14 protein-coding genes, 1 rRNA gene and 1 other annotated feature are annotated in these 17,043 nt (G+C 38.0%); of the genes, 13 read left to right on the forward strand and 2 right to left on the reverse strand.

Annotation, left to right across the window (positions count from 1 at the left end; all coding sequences use genetic code 11):
* The first annotated feature begins 64 nt into the window (after window positions 1-64).
* The 4 genes from rrf to asnB all read left to right on the forward strand — a co-directional run bounded on the left by rrf (window position 65) and on the right by asnB (window position 5,340).
* Window positions 65-180 (forward strand): 5S ribosomal RNA (rrf, locus tag ACEVFT_RS14545).
* Between the two features lie 284 nt (window positions 181-464).
* Window positions 465-1,928, forward strand: coding sequence for an IMP dehydrogenase (gene guaB, locus ACEVFT_RS14550; RefSeq protein ID WP_004233999.1), 1,464 nt, complete (start codon window positions 465-467; stop codon window positions 1,926-1,928).
* Between the two features lie 142 nt (window positions 1,929-2,070).
* Window positions 2,071-3,402 carry a D-alanyl-D-alanine carboxypeptidase family protein gene (locus tag ACEVFT_RS14555; RefSeq protein WP_342442111.1) on the forward strand — a complete coding sequence of 444 codons (1,332 nt, stop codon included), beginning with the start codon at window positions 2,071-2,073 and terminating at the stop codon, window positions 3,400-3,402.
* Between the two features lie 99 nt (window positions 3,403-3,501).
* Entirely contained in the window at window positions 3,502-5,340 is a 1,839-nt protein-coding gene (asnB, locus tag ACEVFT_RS14560; protein WP_393950525.1) for an asparagine synthase (glutamine-hydrolyzing), read from the forward strand.
* Window positions 5,341-5,355: 15 nt separating this feature from the next.
* Here the strand turns inward: asnB and pdxR are convergent, their stop codons facing one another.
* Complete coding sequence (pdxR, locus tag ACEVFT_RS14565; protein ID WP_393950526.1) at window positions 5,356-6,780, reverse strand: MocR-like pyridoxine biosynthesis transcription factor PdxR; 1,425 nt, start codon at window positions 6,778-6,780, stop codon at window positions 5,356-5,358.
* A gap of 102 nt (window positions 6,781-6,882) precedes the next feature.
* On the opposite strand from pdxR, the gene pdxS reads away from it, so the two are divergent.
* The 6 genes from pdxS (at window position 6,883) to ACEVFT_RS14595 (ending at window position 14,463) form a co-directional block, all read left to right on the forward strand.
* Complete coding sequence (gene pdxS / locus ACEVFT_RS14570) at window positions 6,883-7,767, forward strand: pyridoxal 5'-phosphate synthase lyase subunit PdxS (RefSeq protein ID WP_393950527.1); 885 nt, start codon at window positions 6,883-6,885, stop codon at window positions 7,765-7,767.
* A gap of 1 nt (window position 7,768) precedes the next feature.
* Window positions 7,769-8,332, forward strand: coding sequence for a pyridoxal 5'-phosphate synthase glutaminase subunit PdxT (gene pdxT, locus ACEVFT_RS14575; RefSeq protein ID WP_393950528.1), 564 nt, complete (start codon window positions 7,769-7,771; stop codon window positions 8,330-8,332).
* A 49-nt stretch (window positions 8,333-8,381) separates the two neighbouring features.
* Window positions 8,382-8,601: a binding site (T-box leader), on the forward strand.
* 75 nt (window positions 8,602-8,676) lie between these two features.
* A complete protein-coding gene (serS, locus tag ACEVFT_RS14580; protein WP_205446322.1) occupies window positions 8,677-9,957 on the forward strand; it encodes a serine--tRNA ligase in 1,281 nt (426 codons plus the stop codon).
* Window positions 9,958-10,098: 141 nt separating this feature from the next.
* Entirely contained in the window at window positions 10,099-11,433 is a 1,335-nt protein-coding gene (locus ACEVFT_RS14585; RefSeq protein WP_393950529.1) for a sigma 54-interacting transcriptional regulator, read from the forward strand.
* 109 nt (window positions 11,434-11,542) lie between these two features.
* Complete coding sequence (gene brnQ / locus ACEVFT_RS14590; protein ID WP_393950530.1) at window positions 11,543-12,874, forward strand: branched-chain amino acid transport system II carrier protein; 1,332 nt, start codon at window positions 11,543-11,545, stop codon at window positions 12,872-12,874.
* A complete protein-coding gene (locus tag ACEVFT_RS14595) occupies window positions 12,871-14,463 on the forward strand; it encodes an amidohydrolase (protein WP_393950531.1) in 1,593 nt (530 codons plus the stop codon). The genes brnQ and ACEVFT_RS14595 overlap by 4 nt, the downstream gene beginning before the upstream one ends.
* A 103-nt stretch (window positions 14,464-14,566) precedes the next feature.
* On the opposite strand, the gene tadA is transcribed toward ACEVFT_RS14595, so the two are convergent.
* Window positions 14,567-15,082, reverse strand: a complete 516-nt coding sequence (gene tadA / locus ACEVFT_RS14600; protein ID WP_342442119.1) for a tRNA adenosine(34) deaminase TadA — start codon at window positions 15,080-15,082, stop codon at window positions 14,567-14,569.
* Window positions 15,083-15,319: 237 nt separating this feature from the next.
* On the opposite strand from tadA, the gene ACEVFT_RS14605 reads away from it, so the two are divergent.
* From ACEVFT_RS14605 to ACEVFT_RS14615, 3 genes are all read left to right on the forward strand, one after another.
* Complete coding sequence (locus ACEVFT_RS14605) at window positions 15,320-15,655, forward strand: ArsR/SmtB family transcription factor (protein ID WP_205446327.1); 336 nt, start codon at window positions 15,320-15,322, stop codon at window positions 15,653-15,655.
* A 19-nt stretch (window positions 15,656-15,674) separates the two neighbouring features.
* Entirely contained in the window at window positions 15,675-16,628 is a 954-nt protein-coding gene (locus ACEVFT_RS14610) for a cation diffusion facilitator family transporter (RefSeq protein WP_205446328.1), read from the forward strand.
* Window positions 16,629-16,694: 66 nt separating this feature from the next.
* Window positions 16,695-17,027: a metal-sensitive transcriptional regulator gene (locus ACEVFT_RS14615; RefSeq protein ID WP_205446329.1), complete on the forward strand. Its 333-nt coding sequence runs from the start codon at window positions 16,695-16,697 to the stop codon at window positions 17,025-17,027.
* Window positions 17,028-17,043 lie beyond the last annotated feature (16 nt).

Consider the following 17,043-nt stretch of genomic DNA (forward strand, 5'->3'; position numbering starts at 1 on the left):
GTTTGAACCATTCAATGCACGTTTATCCAGTTTTGAAAGAACAACACTTTCAATTAAATACATGTCTAGTGATGATGGCAAAGAGGTCACACCCGTTCCCATACCGAACACGGAAGTTAAGCTCTTTAGCGCCGATGGTAGTTGGGGGCTTCCCCCTGTGAGAGTAGGACGTCGCTAGGCAATTGAAACAGTCAGCCGTGTGCTGGCTGTTTTTTACTTTCTAATGGTATCTTTTAACTTTGTTAAAGAACTGGTTCAAAAATCTATTATATTTATAAGTATTTTAATTAAAAAGAGTAGGAATAAATGACTTTTAAACGTAGATAATTATTTAGATTGCTCATTTTAATTACCACACATTAAAAATCTGAATTGTCTTTCTTTTATAAGTTCCTTGACAGTAGCAGTCCACGTTGTTAATCTTACAATTAATATTCTTTTAACTATAGGAGGAAGTTACGAAAATGTGGGAAACTAAATTTGCCAAAGAAGGTTTAACTTTTGATGATGTATTATTAGTACCAGCTCATTCCGAAGTACTACCGAAAGATGTTGATTTATCTGTTCAATTAACACCAAAGATTAAATTAAACATCCCAATGGTCAGCGCAGGTATGGATACAGTTACAGAGTCTAAAATGGCGATTGCTATGGCACGTCAAGGCGGTATCGGTATTATCCATAAAAACATGGGGATCGATGAGCAAGCTGAACAAGTAGAAAAAGTAAAACGTTCTGAAAATGGTGTTATTACAAACCCATTCTTCTTAACTCCGACACATCAAGTTTTCGATGCTGAACATCTAATGGGTAAATACCGAATCTCTGGTGTACCTATTGTTGATAGTATGGAAAATCAAAAGCTAGTAGGAATTATTACAAACCGTGATTTACGTTTTATCTCTGATTACTCTTTAAAAATTGAAGATGTCATGACAAAAGAAGATTTGATTACAGCACCTGTTGGAACAACTTTAGAGGATGCTGAAAAAATTCTTCAACAATATAAAATCGAAAAGCTTCCAATTGTAGATGAAGAAGGTAGATTAACTGGACTTATCACAATTAAAGATATCGAGAAAGTTATTGAATTCCCGAATGCTGCAAAAGATACACATGGTCGCTTATTAGTGGGCGCAGCAGTTGGTGTATCAAAAGATACGATGGTACGTATTGAGAAGCTTGTAGAAGCACAAGTGGACATTGTTGTAATCGATACAGCCCATGGTCATTCAGAAGGCGTATTACAAACAATTCGCTCAATCCGTGAGACTTACCCAGAGCTAGAAATCATAGCTGGTAATGTTGCTACAGGAGAAGGCGCACGTGCATTATTTGAAGCTGGGGCAGATGTTGTTAAAGTAGGTATTGGTCCTGGTTCTATTTGTACTACACGTGTTGTGGCTGGTGTAGGTGTACCACAAATTACAGCAGTATATGATTGTGCTACAGTAGCTCGTGAGCTTGGTAAAACAATTATTGCTGATGGTGGTATTAAATACTCTGGTGATATCGTAAAAGCTCTAGCAGCTGGGGGCAACGTGGTAATGCTTGGTTCTCTTCTAGCAGGTACATCTGAATCTCCTGGAGAAACAGAAATCTTCCAAGGACGTCGCTTCAAAGTTTACCGTGGTATGGGTTCTATCGGCGCAATGGAAAAAGGTTCTAAAGATCGTTACTTCCAAGAGGATGCGAAAAAATTAGTACCTGAAGGTATTGAAGGTCGCCTTCCATATAAAGGACCATTAGCTGATACAATTTACCAACTGATTGGTGGTATTCGCGCTGGTATGGGTTATTGTGGAGCACCACATCTTGAGCACCTACGGGAGAATGCACAATTTGTTAGAATGACAGGTGCTGGTCTTCGTGAATCACATCCACATGATGTACAGATTACAAAAGAATCACCAAACTATTCCATGTAATATATTACTTGCAACTTTTATGCTTTCGCATCGTCTACAAAGATGGCGCGAGAGCATTTTTTTTATGGTAGAGAGTCAACACGTTTGTTGTTATCTATGATAAAATGTCGAGGACAAGATTATTTTTTGGAGGGCTTTAAAGGTGAAAAAGAAAATGAACACCGTATTACGCTTACTCCTAATTCCTGTTTTATTATTTAGTATTTTTGCAGGTATTCCTGCAAAGGCAAATGCGGAAACAGATTTAGGATTAACAGTGGATGCTGCGATTTTAATTGATGCAGATTCAGGAAAAATTTTATTTGAACAAAATGCAGATACTTCACTAGGTATTGCAAGTATGACAAAAATGATGACTGAATTCCTGTTATTGGACGCGATTGATGCAGGGACAGTTAAATGGGATCAGGAATATCACGTAACTGATTATACGTATCGTATGTCTCAAAATCGTGCATTAAGTAATGTACCTTTACGTAGAGATGGTTCTTATACGATTCGTGAGTTATACGAGGCAATGGCTATCTATTCAGCAAATGCAGCTACCGTAGCTATTGCTGAAACGATTGCAGGTTCTGAAACTGAATTTTTAAAGTTAATGAATAAAAAAGCAGAAGAACTTGGTTTAGAGGGCTATAAATTTGTCAACGCCACTGGTCTTAATAATGCTGATTTATTTGGTATGCATCCATCAGGCACAGGCCCAGAAGATGAAAATGTGATGCCTGCAAAATCTGTAGCAAAATTGGCGTATCATTTATTAAAAGATCACCCAAAGGTATTAGAAACATCTAAAATTGCAAAAAAGACATTCCGTGAAGGTACAGAAGATGCAATTAAAATGTCTAACTGGAACTTTATGTTACCTGGATTAGTGTATGAATATCAAGGTGTAGATGGATTAAAAACAGGTACAACAAACTTTGCAGGTCACTGCTTCACAGGTACTGCAGAGCGCAATGGTACTCGTTTGATTGCAGTTGTTATGAAGGCTGTTGATGCAAATGGACAAGGATCATATGCAGCTCGTTTTGATGCCACAGCAAAATTATTTAACTATGGTTTTTCACAATTCTCGAAACAAGAAATTTTACCAGCGAACTATACATTCAAAGATCAAAAAACAGTTAAAGTGACAAAAGGTAAAGAAGACAAAGTATCGATTGCAGTAAAAGAACCAATTTCCTTTATGATTAAGTCTTCTGATAAAGAATTATATAAACCTACATTGGTTTTAGATAAAAAGAGTTTAGAGGCAGATGTTAAAAAAGACACTGTTGTAGGGAAGGTTGTTATTGAGCGCACAGAAGGCACAGATTACGGCTTTATCGATGGCAAGGATATTTCATCCGATGTTGTCACAACAAAGGCTGTAGAGCGTGCTAGCGGTATCTCATTGTTCTTCCAAGGTGTAGGTAACTTCTTCGGTAATTTATGGGGAGGCATTACAGACTTTGTTGGTGGATTATTTTAATATTTAAATAGGAGCACATGAATGTACTTAAGCATTCATGTGCTTTTTCACATTTTTACACGCTGCTGCATACGCTAATAGGCGAAAGGATGTGGCTAAATGTGTGGCATTACAGGATGGGCTAGCTTTCAAAAGGATTTAAGAACAAGTGACACAATATTAAAATCGATGACGCAAACATTAAATAAGAGAGGGCCAGATGATGAAAATATTTGGTGTAGTGAGCATATAGCATTTGGTCATCGACGGTTGGCTGTTATTGATTTAATTGGTGGCAAACAACCAATGAAAAAAATTCATGATGGATTAAACTATGTCATTACATATAATGGCGAACTTTATAATACAGAAGAGCTACGTAAAGAACTTCTAAAAAGAGGACACAGTTTTACAACACAATCGGATACTGAAGTGTTATTAACAGCCTATATTGAGTGGAAAGAGCAATGTGTAGAATTTCTAAATGGCATTTTTGCCTTTGGTGTTTGGGATGAACAAACACAATCACTATTTTTGTGCCGAGACCGATTAGGTGTGAAACCCTTGTATTATACAGAGCAACAAGATGGTGTACTTTTTGCATCTGAAGTGAAGGCTCTGCTGGCACACCCGACGGTCCAAGCAAGTGTAAATGTTGAAGGATTGGCAAGTATGATGGCTGTAGGGCCCTCTAGAGCGCCAGGCAAAACCCTTTTTCAAAATATTAAAGAATTACGGCCTGGCTATGCCATGCGTTTCTCTAGAGAAGGAGGTTTAAAAAAGTGGCCATATTGGCAGCTACAAAGCCGCAGACATGAAGAATCTTTGGAGGAAACAATTGAGCATGTACGTTTTTTGTTAACGGATGCTATAGAACGTCAGTTAGTTTCGGATGTACCCATTTGTACATTTCTTTCAGGAGGACTAGATTCCAGTATTATCACTGGCATTGCGGCAAATAGCTTCCAACAACAAAACAATCAATTGCATACGTATTCTATCGATTATGAAGATAATGAGCGCTTCTTTAACCCACATTCTTTCCAAACGTCTACAGATACGTACTGGATTCAGAAAATGACAGACACTTTCCAGACGGCCCACCATGCAGAGGAAATCACTCAGCAACAGTTAATTGATTTATTAGTGGAATCGGTCATCGTTCGAGATTCCCCTGGTATGGCAGATGTAGATTCATCGTTATTATGGTTTTGTCGAGAAATAAAAAAGGATTTTACTGTAGCGTTATCAGGAGAGTGTGCAGATGAAATTTTTGGTGGGTATCCATGGTTTAAAGAAAGGACTTCAGGTTTTCCTTGGATCCGTTCATTGTCTGAAAGAAGTGGATTACTTCAAGAGAAGTGGGATAAAAAATTAAAAATTGAGTCCTATGCACAACAACTGTATACACAAACAATAGCTGAAGTACCATTATTAGATGGAGAAGGTCTAGCAGAGGCAAGTCATCGTGAAATGTCTTACTTAAATATGCTATGGTTCATGCAAACATTATTAGAGCGGAAAGATCGTATGAGTATGGGGGCAAGTTTAGAGGTGCGTGTTCCTTTTGCAGATCATCGGCTTGTAGAATACGCTTGGAATATTCCGTGGGAAATGAAGAATTTGGATGGGATAGAAAAAGGATTACTTCGAAAATCAATGGCACATTTATTGCCTAATGAAGTGTTGTATCGTAAAAAAAATCCTTATCCAAAAACATATCATCCTGTCTACACAGCTGGTGTGCAAAAATGGTTGAAGGAAATTCTACGTGATAGAAATTCGATTTTACATGAACTATTTGAACGACAAAAGCTTGAGGAGTTAATTGAATCTGGCGGTAGCTCTTTTAAGATTCCGTGGTATGGGCAATTAATGGCAGGTCCTCAGCTTTTAGCGTATCTAGGGCAAGTTCATACATGGTTTGAGCAATATCAAATTCAATTAATTGAAACTTAATATAAAATGACCTATCTACTCACTGGTAGATGGGTCATTTTTTTGTATTCCCCAGCAATCCATCAACTGTTCAATGGATGATTCAATTGCTTGTACGGGAATCCCTCCAAAGCCTAATAAAAATTGAGCTTGTGAAGATTCATAATGATCTAGTCTGTAGGCTGATAATGGATAAATGCCGATCTCTGCTTGAGAGGCGAGCTGTTGTAATTGTTTTTCTGAGAATGTGTGTTGAACCTCTAATAAAATATGCATACCCGCTTGCTCACCAGTAATGTTAATGGATGATGAATATTTTTCTAAAATAGAAGTTAGTTTATCGTGTTTTTTACGATAAATTTTACGCATACGATTGAGATGCTTTGCAAAATGCCCGTCACCCATAAAATTTGCCACGATATGTTGATCGAAACGAGGCACAGTAGATGAGTAATAATTAAAGACATCGTTATATGTAGCAAGTAGTTTAGGTGGAAGTACAAAATAAGCTACTCGCAAGGATGGCATTAATGATTTTGTAAAAGTACTCATGTAAATAACTTTATCGTTTCGATCTAAGGCGTGTAGAGCAGGAATTGGTTTTCCAGCATAACGAAATTCCGAATCATAATCATCCTCAATAATATAGCGAGAGGAGCTTTGTGCCGCCCAATTTAAAGCCTGTGCTCGCCTTGTAGCGGATAATACAGCACCAGTTGGGAATTGATGTGAGGGTGTAATATACACGACATTAGCATTCGTTTTTTCAAGCTCATGAATAATAATGCCCTCTTCATCGACTGCAATTGGGTAAACTTTTCGTTTATGCTGCGAAAACATACGATGCACGGCAGGGTACCCTGGATTTTCTAATGCAAAGCTTGTATCTTCGCTAAAAAGACGTAGTATCATAGGGAGAAGCTGTTCCGTACCAGAACCTATGACAATTTGTTCAGGATGGCATACAACACCACGCGACTGATATAAATAATTAGCAATCTCTGTGCGTAAAGAAAGTTCTCCTTGTGGTTCACCTGTTAATAATAGCTCCTTTGAGGTATCGTCAAAAAGCTCCTTCGCATATTTTCTCCAAGTTTGAAATGGAAAGGCATCGATATCAATAGAACCAGGATTAAAATCAATTTTGTATGATTTTTTCTTAGGATGCTCATTGATGGATGTTATAGTATCCTGCTGAATGTAGGGTAATTCATCTATTTCTTCTACAAAATAACCAATCCTTGATTTGGACATAATATAACCTTCAGCTAATAGCTGGGCATAGGCAATTTCAATTGTTGTTTGAGAAATATTTAAAAAATCAGCCAATTTTCTTTTTGAAGGCAATTTTTCTCCTACAGTTATTTTATTAGAAATGATGGCTTCTTTAATACCGCTATAAAGCTGATCATAAAGCGGTTTATCACTATCTCTTTCAAGCTGAAATAAAAGCATATCCATGTTTTATAGCCTCCTGACCTTATGAATATTTTGAAAACTGGATATTTTGATATGGTCAATTTCTATTATACTAAACTTCATCATAAAGGTGGAGGTTAGAAAATGAAACAAACAGGTACAGAGCTAGTAAAACGTGGTATGGCAGAAATGCAAAAGGGCGGCGTCATTATGGATGTCATTAATGCAGAGCAAGCAAAAATTGCAGAAGCTGCAGGTGCTGTAGCAGTTATGGCATTAGAAAGAGTACCTTCAGATATTCGTAAAGCAGGTGGCGTTGCACGCATGGCCGATCCTCGTATTGTTGAGGAAGTAATGGGGTCTGTAACTATTCCTGTGATGGCCAAAGCACGTATTGGTCATATTGTGGAAGCACGTGTTTTAGAAGCAATGGGTGTTGATTATATTGATGAAAGTGAAGTTTTAACACCAGCAGATGAAGAATACCATTTATTAAAAAGTGAATACACAGTACCGTTTGTGTGTGGCTGTCGTGATTTAGGGGAGGCAGCTCGTCGTATCGGGGAAGGCGCATCCATGTTACGAACAAAAGGTGAGCCAGGAACAGGGAATATTGTGGAAGCAGTTCGACATATTCGCAAAGTAAATGCTCAGGTACGTAAAGTAGTGGGCATGACAGAAGATGAATTAATGACAGAGGCGAAATTACTAGGAGCTCCTTTCGAATTATTAAGAGAAATTAAACGTCTTGGTCGTTTACCAGTAGTAAACTTCGCAGCAGGAGGAGTAGCGACGCCTGCCGATGCTGCCTTAATGATGGAACTTGGAGCTGATGGCGTTTTCGTAGGTTCAGGTATTTTTAAATCTGAAAACCCTGAAAAATTTGCACGTGCCATTGTAGAGGCGACTACTCATTATAAAGACTATAAGCTTATTGTGGAAATATCAAAGGAACTCGGTGTACCAATGAAGGGGATTGATATTGCACAGCTTGGACACAACGAGCGTATGCAAGAGCGAGGTTGGTAACATGAAACGAATTGGTGTTTTAGCATTACAAGGAGCGGTGCGTGAGCATATTCAGATGTTAAAAGCTCTTGGTTGCGAAGCTATCCTCGTAAAACAAAAGACGGATTTAGTAAATCTTGATGGACTTGTGTTACCTGGTGGAGAAAGCACAACAATGAGAAAATTGCTGGATCGTTTTGATCTACTAGAGCCCATTCGTGGACTTGCACAGCAAGGTTTACCGATGCTTGGTACATGTGCAGGATTAATATTATTAGCCAAGCATCTAGTAGATGATGAACCACATTTGGCTGTGATGGATGTGACCGTAGCAAGAAACGCTTATGGACGTCAGGTAGATAGCTTTGAAGTACAACTAGATATTCCTAAAGTAGGAGTAGGTATCCCAGCAGTATTTATTCGTGCACCTCATATTGAAGCCGTGGGTAAAGATGTTGAAATTCTAGCACAACATGAAGGGAAAATTATTTTAGCGCAAGATGGCCATTTATTAGGCTGTTCGTTTCATCCTGAATTAACAGCCGATACACGAATTCTTGAATATTTTGTATCCTCTATGGTATGACTTGCAAAATTTGTTTTCATATAGTACAGTATGTTTAAATTTTAAATAACTGAACACGATGATGGGAAGTAGTAGCAAGCACGTTTTTTTTAGAGAGTCAGCGGCTGGTGGAAGCTGATAAAAGCACTTGTGAATCCGTCCTGGAGTTGCACAGTCGAAGTGAATGAAGTAGGCTGTAGCCGGCTGAAATGCCGTTATGAAATAAGTGGATTAGGTAGCTTTATGCCTAGTCAATTAGGGTGGCAACGCGGGTAGCTCTCGTCCCTTTTTAGGGATGAGGGCTTTTTTGTGTTCATTTCGCTGCAACGATTTTCCATCATTAAGAAACTATTGGAGGTATGAAGATGTTAGATATTAAACGTGTACGCGATAATTTCGCGGAAATTAAAGAGATGTTATTAACACGTAATGAAGATTTAGGAAATTTAGATGACTTTGAAGGCTTAGATGCAAAACGTCGTGAATTGATTGCGAAAACAGAAGAATTAAAAGCAGAACGCAATAAAGTATCTGAACAAATTTCAATAATGAAACGCAACAAGGAAAATGCAGATGAAGTTATTGCTCGTATGCGTCAGGTTGGCGATGAAATTAAAGAATTAGACGTACAATTAAATGATGTTGAAGAACGCTTTAAAGATATGATGATGCGTTTACCAAACATTCCGCATGAGTCTGTACCAGTAGGCACAACAGAGGACGACAATGTTGAGGAGTATACGTGGGGTGAAATTCCAGCATTTGATTTTGATATTAAAGCACACTGGGATCTTGCTACAGATTTAAAAATTGTAGACTTTGAACGTGGCGCGAAAGTAACAGGTAGCCGTTTCTTATTCTACCGTGGTCTTGGCGCTCGTTTAGAACGTGCATTAATGACATTCATGATGGATTTACATGCAGAGGAGCATGGTTACGAGGAAATGCTACCACCTGTCATTGTTAATCGTGATAGCCTAACAGGTACAGGACAGCTTCCGAAGTTTGAGGAAGATGTATTCAAATTAGAGGAAACAGATTATTTCATGATTCCAACTGCAGAAGTACCAGTAACGAACTTCTATCGTGATGAGATTTTACCGGCTGAGGCTTTACCGCAAGGCTTTGCAGCGTATAGTGCATGCTTCCGTTCAGAAGCGGGATCTGCAGGTCGTGATACACGTGGTTTAATCCGTCAACACCAGTTCAACAAAGTAGAATTAGTTCGCTTTGTAAAACCAGAGGAATCATACGAACAATTAGAGCTATTAACAAATCATGCGGAAAAGGTATTACAATTACTAGGCTTACCATATCGTAAGCTAAAAATGTGTACAGCTGATTTAGGTTTTACTGCAGCGAAGAAATATGATTTAGAAGTTTGGATTCCTGCACAAAACATGTACCGTGAAATTTCTTCTTGTTCTAACTTTGAAGATTTCCAAGCACGACGAGCAAATATCCGCTTCCGTCGTGAGCCAAATGCAAAACCAGAGTATGTTCATACATTAAACGGTTCAGGTCTTGCCATTGGTCGTACAGTTGCCGCTATCCTAGAAAACTATCAACAAGCTGATGGAAGTGTAGTAATTCCTGAAGTTTTAAGACCTTATATGGGTGGTAAAGAAGTAATCGCACCAAAATAAACCACAGATAAAGCTATTTTAGACAATCCTTTTATGGATGATCTAAAATAGCTTTTTTGTATTTCAAAAATTGAAATCTCTCATAATTTTTGAAAATTCGTTATAATGGGTAATATTCATGGGGACAAGGGGGAGAAATTCATGGAATTGCAACAATTTGCACAGGCTCTCAGTGAATTTGATAATGTTTTAATTACAGATGATAAAGGCTGTGCAATCTTTTATGACTTAGCAGATTTAAATATATTATTGGAAATCGGCTTAACACCAGATGAATTTTTTCACAGTACTGTGACTGATAATTATCAAAATTTATCATCTGAGACAAGTACTGTCTTTCAAGTCATACAAACAGGGCAACCAGTTTTATACTGCGAGCAACAACTTACAACATTGAACGGTTTTAGTTATTTATCGCTGAGTTCAACCTATCCCATTATGGAGCATGGAAAAGCCATTGGAGCCATTGAATTCTCAAAACATTTTTATGAAAGCAAGCAAATTAAATACTTAGATAATTTCCTGGGACATAAATTATATCGAGATAATCACACCACCTATCGTCTGGAGGATTTCATTACTACAAATGCTGAGATGAAGACTCAACTTGAAAAGGCACGTCGTAGTGCCCAAAAAAACGCACCTATTTTACTAACAGGGGAAACTGGAACAGGGAAAGATATTATCGCACAAGGCATACACAATGAAAGTGAACGCTATACAAAACCATTTATTATGTTGAACTGTTCAACATTGACGGAAGATAATATTTTTACACAGCTATATGGCTCAGACAATGAAGGAAAAAGAGGAAAGTTACAGGAGGCGAATGGTGGGACACTACTCATTGATCACCTAAATTTATTAGATGTATCTCTACAGGCAAAACTGTTGCATGCAGTAGATATCAAAATCCTGAATGGAGAGCAGTTGGATATACGCTATATTACTACTATCAATGAAGATGTAGAGAAACTCTTAGCTGAGAAAAAGCTACGCGAGGACTTATTTTATCGCTTAAATGTTCTCCAAATTGATTTGCCACCACTACGATTAAGGAAGGAAGATATACCACCTATCCTTGATTTTTATATACAATTTTATAATGAACATACTCTACAGAAAAATGTAAGTTATCGTGATGAGGTAATTCAATTATTTTATGCCTATCATTGGCCAGGTAATGTGCGTGAACTAAAAAATGCCCTTGAATCGGCATACAATAATTTACTTGGAGATGAAATTCTTATTGAGCATGTTCCAGAAAGGATTAAAAAAAATATTCAACATTCAACTCAGCCGATGATGCAGAACAACCAATCTGGTCATTTACGAGATTTAACTGAAGCCTACGAGCGTCTAATTATAGCGGAAAAGTTGCGTGAAACGAATGGACGTTTAGCGGAAACGGCTCGTCGTTTAGGTATTTCACGTCATTTGCTAAAGTATAAGTGTTTAAAATATGAATTGTTGTAAAATTTTTTTTACAAAAAGGGGATAAAAATTTATCTCCTTTTTTCGTGTTTTTAAATTTTTTATTATTTAGATAAATCTTATGCAAAACGATTATAAAGGGGTTGAGGATATGTCTAAAGTTGTACAGCATACGATAATCGTCGGGCTAGCCTTATTTGCTATATTTTTTGGCGCTGGAAATTTAATATTTCCGCCATCTATAGGAAATAGTGCAGGGGAATCGTGGATTTCTGCTCTGATGGGCTTTAGCTTAACAGGTGTTATTTTGTCTGTGCTTGCGGTGTATGCAATTTTTAACACTGGGGGAACTGTAGAAGCGCTCACAAGGCCAATTGGAAATTGGTTTTATAAAGCCTTTAACACGGTCATGATGGTTTGTATTGGAATGGTTGTCACAATACCGAGGATGTCAGCGACAACACATGAATTAGGGGTGTCACAAATTATTCCGAACGTACCTTTAATTGTGTCAGTATTAGCATTCTTTGTAATTTGTTTTTACTTTGCGATGGATCAATCAAATGTTATCGATAAGATTGGAAAATGGTTGACCCCCGTTCTTGTTCTTATACTCATTATCCTAATTGGTAAAGGGGTACTTGATCCAATGGGAACAGCAGTCAATACAGGGGCAGAAGGGGTTTTTGCCAACTCGATAATAGCGGCCTATCAAACAGGAGATGTGGGAACAGGCATTCTTTGTGCTCCTATTTTTTTAGCAGCAATAGTTGGCTATGGCTATAAAGGGAAACTATCTAAAAAGGTCGCACTAGGTGGTATGGCTATTGCAGCAATAGGGTTAATTGCCGTATACGGTGGCTTACTTTATTTAGGTGCTACAAGTAGCGGCATCATCACAAATTCTGGCAGTGATACAGAACTATTAGCGGGTATTGCCTTTAGTGTTATTGGTAATTTGGGTAAAGTGTTATTGGCTATATGTGTTGTTTTTGCCTGCTTAACATCAGCGATTGGTGTCATGGTCATATCATCACAGTTTTTAAATGAACTAACAAAAGAGAAGCTTGGCTATAGATCATGGGTATTCATTATGTGTGTAGTAGGCGCAACCATTGGTTCCTTAGGTGTAGGTGCCATTGTCGAAATTACATTGCCAATTTTCTTGGTCATTTATCCGGTCATTATTGTACTTGTGCTACTGGGGGCTTTCGATCGTTTTGTGCCAAATGCAGGAGCTTATAAAGGAACTGTCCTATTTGCATTTCTAGTAAGCGTTGTTGAAACATTTGCTAGCTATGAAATTTCGATACCTGGTGTGACACAGTTGGTCTTACATTTACCATTACAGTCTAGCGGATTTGCTTGGATTGTGCCATCTATTGTTGGCTTTATTATCGGTACCATTTTGCATAAAGTACTGAAAGCAGAAGATCCTGAAAAATCGACTTTTGGTATGGACGAAATAGGAGTTGGAAAATGATGAAAATTATTTGTAATGCAAAAATCTATACGGCAGATACTCATCAGCCATCTGCAACAGCCATGGTGATTGAAGATGGAAAGGTAGTTTGGATTGGACAACAGGAAGACTTACCTGCCTATCATGGTGAAATAATAGATGTACAAGGAAAGGTCATTATTCCTGGGATTATTGACGCTCATATGCATCCAATTATGTTAGCAGATGTTTTGGAACAAGTGGCTTGTTTACCTCCACACATTCATTCTATTGAGGATATAATAATTGCACTAGCAAAATATGATGCAAGTCAGCATGGATGGATATTAGGCTGGGGCTATGATGAAGGAAAACTAAAGGAAAGAAGAGCGCCTTTAAAAGAGGATTTAGATCGTGCCTCCACAGAATTACCTATCATTGTTATGCGGACGTGTGGTCATATTATATCGGTCAATAGCAAGGCATTAGCAATTGCAGGTATTACAAAGGATACCCCTGATCCACAGGGTGGACAAATTGATCGTGATGAAAATGGGGAACCTACTGGCGTACTGCGTGAAAATGCACGGAATCTAGTGTTACAGCGTTTACCTACACCCTCTGAAGAAGAAATTGTGACAAGGCTTCTAAAGCTATCACAAACTTTGGCATCCTACGGTGTAACAAGTATTACAGAATTAATGGCTACTGTAGCCCCGGTTGATTATTTAAGCCTGTACCGTAAAGCCCGAGAAAAAGGCTTTAAGCAACGAGTAGCAGTTTATTATATTTGGGAGGATATTCAACGATACGAGCTGTTAACAGCAAATAATATCGATCGTTCTGCAGGAGTCTATATCGGAGGCATCAAGCTATTTTCAGATGGCAGTGTTTCAGGCCGTACAGCACTTGTTTCAGCGCCATTTTTGGGAAGTGAAGAAAAGGGCATAGCCATGACTTCGAAAGAGGAACTACTAGCAGCTGCTGCGGAAGCTAAAGAATGTGGTATTCAATTAGTGGTTCATGCAATGGGGGACAGAGCCATTGATCTAATTGTTGACACATTTTATGAGGAAAAAGCTTGGTTAACAGATGCACCTTCTGTTCGTATTGAGCATGCAGCCATGCCTTCTGAAAGTGCCTTGCAAAAAGCTGCTGAATGGGGCATAGGCTTTGTGCCACAACCAATCTTCTTATTCTGTGAAATTGAGAGCTATTTAGAAAATCTAGGACTAGAAAAAACACAGACATTATATGGTGTACAAACATTTTTACAGCGGGGGATCGCGACCGCGTTATCTTCAGATGCCCCTGCTACATCTTGGGCAGAAGCGGCTAATCCCTTTGTGACGATACAAGCAGCCGTTACACGTACAGCCTATGATGGAACAGATTTAGGCGCAGCAGAAAAAATCTCTGTGGAGGAGGCATTACAGCTATATACAGCTGATGCCAAAACGATGATCCGTATGGACAATGTTGGTCAGTTAAAAGAGGGCTATGATGCAAATTTTGTTGTACTAACTGATGATTTACTGACGCTTTCACATAACCAGCTTATGCATGTAAAACCATTCGCTACATATATCGAAGGAGAATGTGTTTTTACACAATCAACGATTGAAGCTTAATCGTCATTAGTTATGAAGATGCTGTCGCTGCTACGACACATTTCATATATATCGCCATTCCCATAAATATAAAAAGAAGGTGTCTCATTAGGAGGCACCTTCTTTAATTGCTATTTACATCGTTGGAAGCTAATCGTGCTTTTTTCTCAGCTTTTTTACGCTCCCGTAAAGCCCTAAAAAAGTCTGTTAAAATTTGACCACATTCCTCGGCTAAAATCCCTTCTGTTACATCACATTCATGATTAAAGCGTTCATCATTTAATAAACGGTAAAGGGAATCTACACACCCAGCTTTTTGATCCCTTGCACCATAAACAACACGGGGCACACGCGATTGGAGAATGGCTCCTGCACACATTGGACAAGGCTCTAATGTCACATAAAGAGTAGTATCCTCGAGTCGCCAACTACCTATTTTTTTGCAGGCTTCTTGAATCACTAACAGCTCAGCATGTGTTGTTGCATTTTGCGTTGTTTCTCTTAAATTATGTGCACGTGCAATGATTTTCCCTTCATAAACAAGGACTGCACCAATGGGTACTTCTCCAAGTAAGGCTGCCTGTTGGGCTTCTTCTAATGCTTGTTTCATAAATAAACGATCTGATTCAAAAATATCCACACATATCTCTCCTTAACAGTAGTGTAGCGCGCTGAATTGTTAATTGCTACTTTTAACTTTCTTTAGTCGGTATTGGTTAATAGGGGATGTTAGCCTAAAATCATCGCATCCATGCGATAACGAGTGGCCTGCAACATGCAGAACCATAAATGCTTGTTGACATTCCTAATATATCCATATATATTTATATATGAACACATGCTCATATATAAATATTGAAGAATGGGGTAAACTTTTATGGATGAAAAATTAAACAGTTCAGAAACACTAAAAAATGTAGATCAGCATTTAGATGAAGAGACATTATTTGTAGTATCTCAGACTTTTAAAGCATTGAGTGATCCAACTCGAATTCGTATTTTAAACTTACTTTGTTCAGATGAACACGCTGTAAATGATATTGCAGACATTTTAGATTTAGGCCAATCGACCGTTTCTCATCAATTACGTTTTCTTAAAAATTTAAGGTTAGTGAAATTTAGAAGAGAGGGAACAACCTTATACTATTCTAAGGATGACGATCACATTATGAATTTATTGAAGCAGGCCATTGAGCATGCTGCTCATAACTAAATGAAATGGAGGAATAACTATGGGACATCATCATGATCATGGTCATGACCATACACATGGTGCAAATAAAAAGGTACTCTTACTGTCGTTTATTATTATTACAGGATACATGGTAGTGGAAGCCATTGGTGGCTTTTTAACAAATAGTTTAGCTCTTTTATCTGATGCAGGGCATATGTTAAGTGACTCTATCTCTTTGGGTATAGCGATGTTAGCCTTTATGTTTGGAGAAAAAGCTGCTAGCTATAGTAAAACATACGGCTATAAACGATTTGAAATTTTGGCCGCAGTATTAAATGGCATTACATTAATAGGGATAGCATTATTCATTTTCTATGAAGCGATTGAACGATTTACAAACCCACCAGAAGTAGCTACTACAGGAATGCTTATTATTAGTACAATTGGTTTGTTCGTTAACATTTTAGTTGCCTGGATTATGATGCGTGGCAGTGATACAAAGGATAATTTAAATATGCGCGGAGCCTTTTTACATGTACTAAGTGATATGCTAGGGTCTGTAGGGGCTATTGTTGCGGCACTATTAATTATGTTTTTTGGCTGGGGCTGGGCAGATCCTCTTGCTAGCGTTATTGTTGCATTATTGGTCGTACGAAGTGGCTACCATGTCACAAAAGCCTCAATCCATGTTTTAATGGAGGGGACTCCTTCAAATGTAGATGTTCAGGAGATTATTCAGTTAATAGAGCAGACTGAAGGAATAGAAAGTATCCACGATTTACACATCTGGACAATTACTAGTGGAACGAATGCATTATCCTGTCATGCGGTTGTAAATGATCAATTGAAAATAGCTGAGAGTGAGCATATCTTGCGGAAAATTGAACATAATCTTCAGCATAAGGGCATTAAGCATGTAACAATTCAATTAGAAACAGCTTTACATCGACATGACGATTCTATTTTATGTAAATTAGAAAATGACCATGAGCATCATCATGATGATAAATAAATTTTTTTATAACTTGCATACCCTTCTCGGGTATGGTATGATAATTACAAATAGGAGGTGTAGTAAATGGAGGACACGGTAAAAGAGGATGCTTGTCATACAGAGGAAGCTACGTCTTGCCGAAAAAGTCATCACCCTGAGCGTGTGAAAAAGGATTTAACAACCCGCTTAAACCGTATTGAAGGTCAGATTCGTGGTATTAAGGGAATGATTGATAAAGACGTTTATTGTGATGATATTATTACGCAACTATCTGCTACACAATCAGCATTAAATAGTGTGGCAAAAATATTATTAGAAGGTCATTTAAAGGGCTGTGTAGTGGATCGTCTCTCAGAGGGCGATGAAGCAGTACTAGATGAGTTAGTCGTAACGATCCAAAAGTTAATGAAAAAATAGAATAAAACCATATTAA

Source organism: Lysinibacillus sp. PWR01 (genome assembly GCF_043359455.1).
Lineage (GTDB): Bacteria > Bacillota > Bacilli > Bacillales_A > Planococcaceae > Lysinibacillus > Lysinibacillus fusiformis_F.

Excerpts from the sequence above, each read along its gene's own strand:
- serS (WP_205446322.1), top strand. The coding sequence starts at position 8,677 with ATGTTAGATATTAAACGTGTACGCGATAATTTCGCGGAAATTAAAGAG.
- ACEVFT_RS14595 (WP_393950531.1), top strand. The coding sequence starts at position 12,871 with ATGATGAAAATTATTTGTAATGCAAAAATCTATACGGCAGATACTCAT.
- pdxS (WP_393950527.1), top strand. The coding sequence starts at position 6,883 with ATGAAACAAACAGGTACAGAGCTAGTAAAACGTGGTATGGCAGAAATG.
- ACEVFT_RS14615 (WP_205446329.1), top strand. The coding sequence starts at position 16,695 with ATGGAGGACACGGTAAAAGAGGATGCTTGTCATACAGAGGAAGCTACG.
- ACEVFT_RS14610 (WP_205446328.1), top strand. The coding sequence starts at position 15,675 with ATGGGACATCATCATGATCATGGTCATGACCATACACATGGTGCAAAT.
- ACEVFT_RS14605 (WP_205446327.1), top strand. The coding sequence starts at position 15,320 with ATGGATGAAAAATTAAACAGTTCAGAAACACTAAAAAATGTAGATCAG.
- pdxR (WP_393950526.1), bottom strand. The coding sequence starts at position 6,780 with ATGGATATGCTTTTATTTCAGCTTGAAAGAGATAGTGATAAACCGCTT.
- ACEVFT_RS14585 (WP_393950529.1), top strand. The coding sequence starts at position 10,099 with ATGGAATTGCAACAATTTGCACAGGCTCTCAGTGAATTTGATAATGTT.
- asnB (WP_393950525.1), top strand. The coding sequence starts at position 3,502 with ATGTGTGGCATTACAGGATGGGCTAGCTTTCAAAAGGATTTAAGAACA.
- brnQ (WP_393950530.1), top strand. The coding sequence starts at position 11,543 with ATGTCTAAAGTTGTACAGCATACGATAATCGTCGGGCTAGCCTTATTT.
- guaB (WP_004233999.1), top strand. The coding sequence starts at position 465 with ATGTGGGAAACTAAATTTGCCAAAGAAGGTTTAACTTTTGATGATGTA.
- pdxT (WP_393950528.1), top strand. The coding sequence starts at position 7,769 with ATGAAACGAATTGGTGTTTTAGCATTACAAGGAGCGGTGCGTGAGCAT.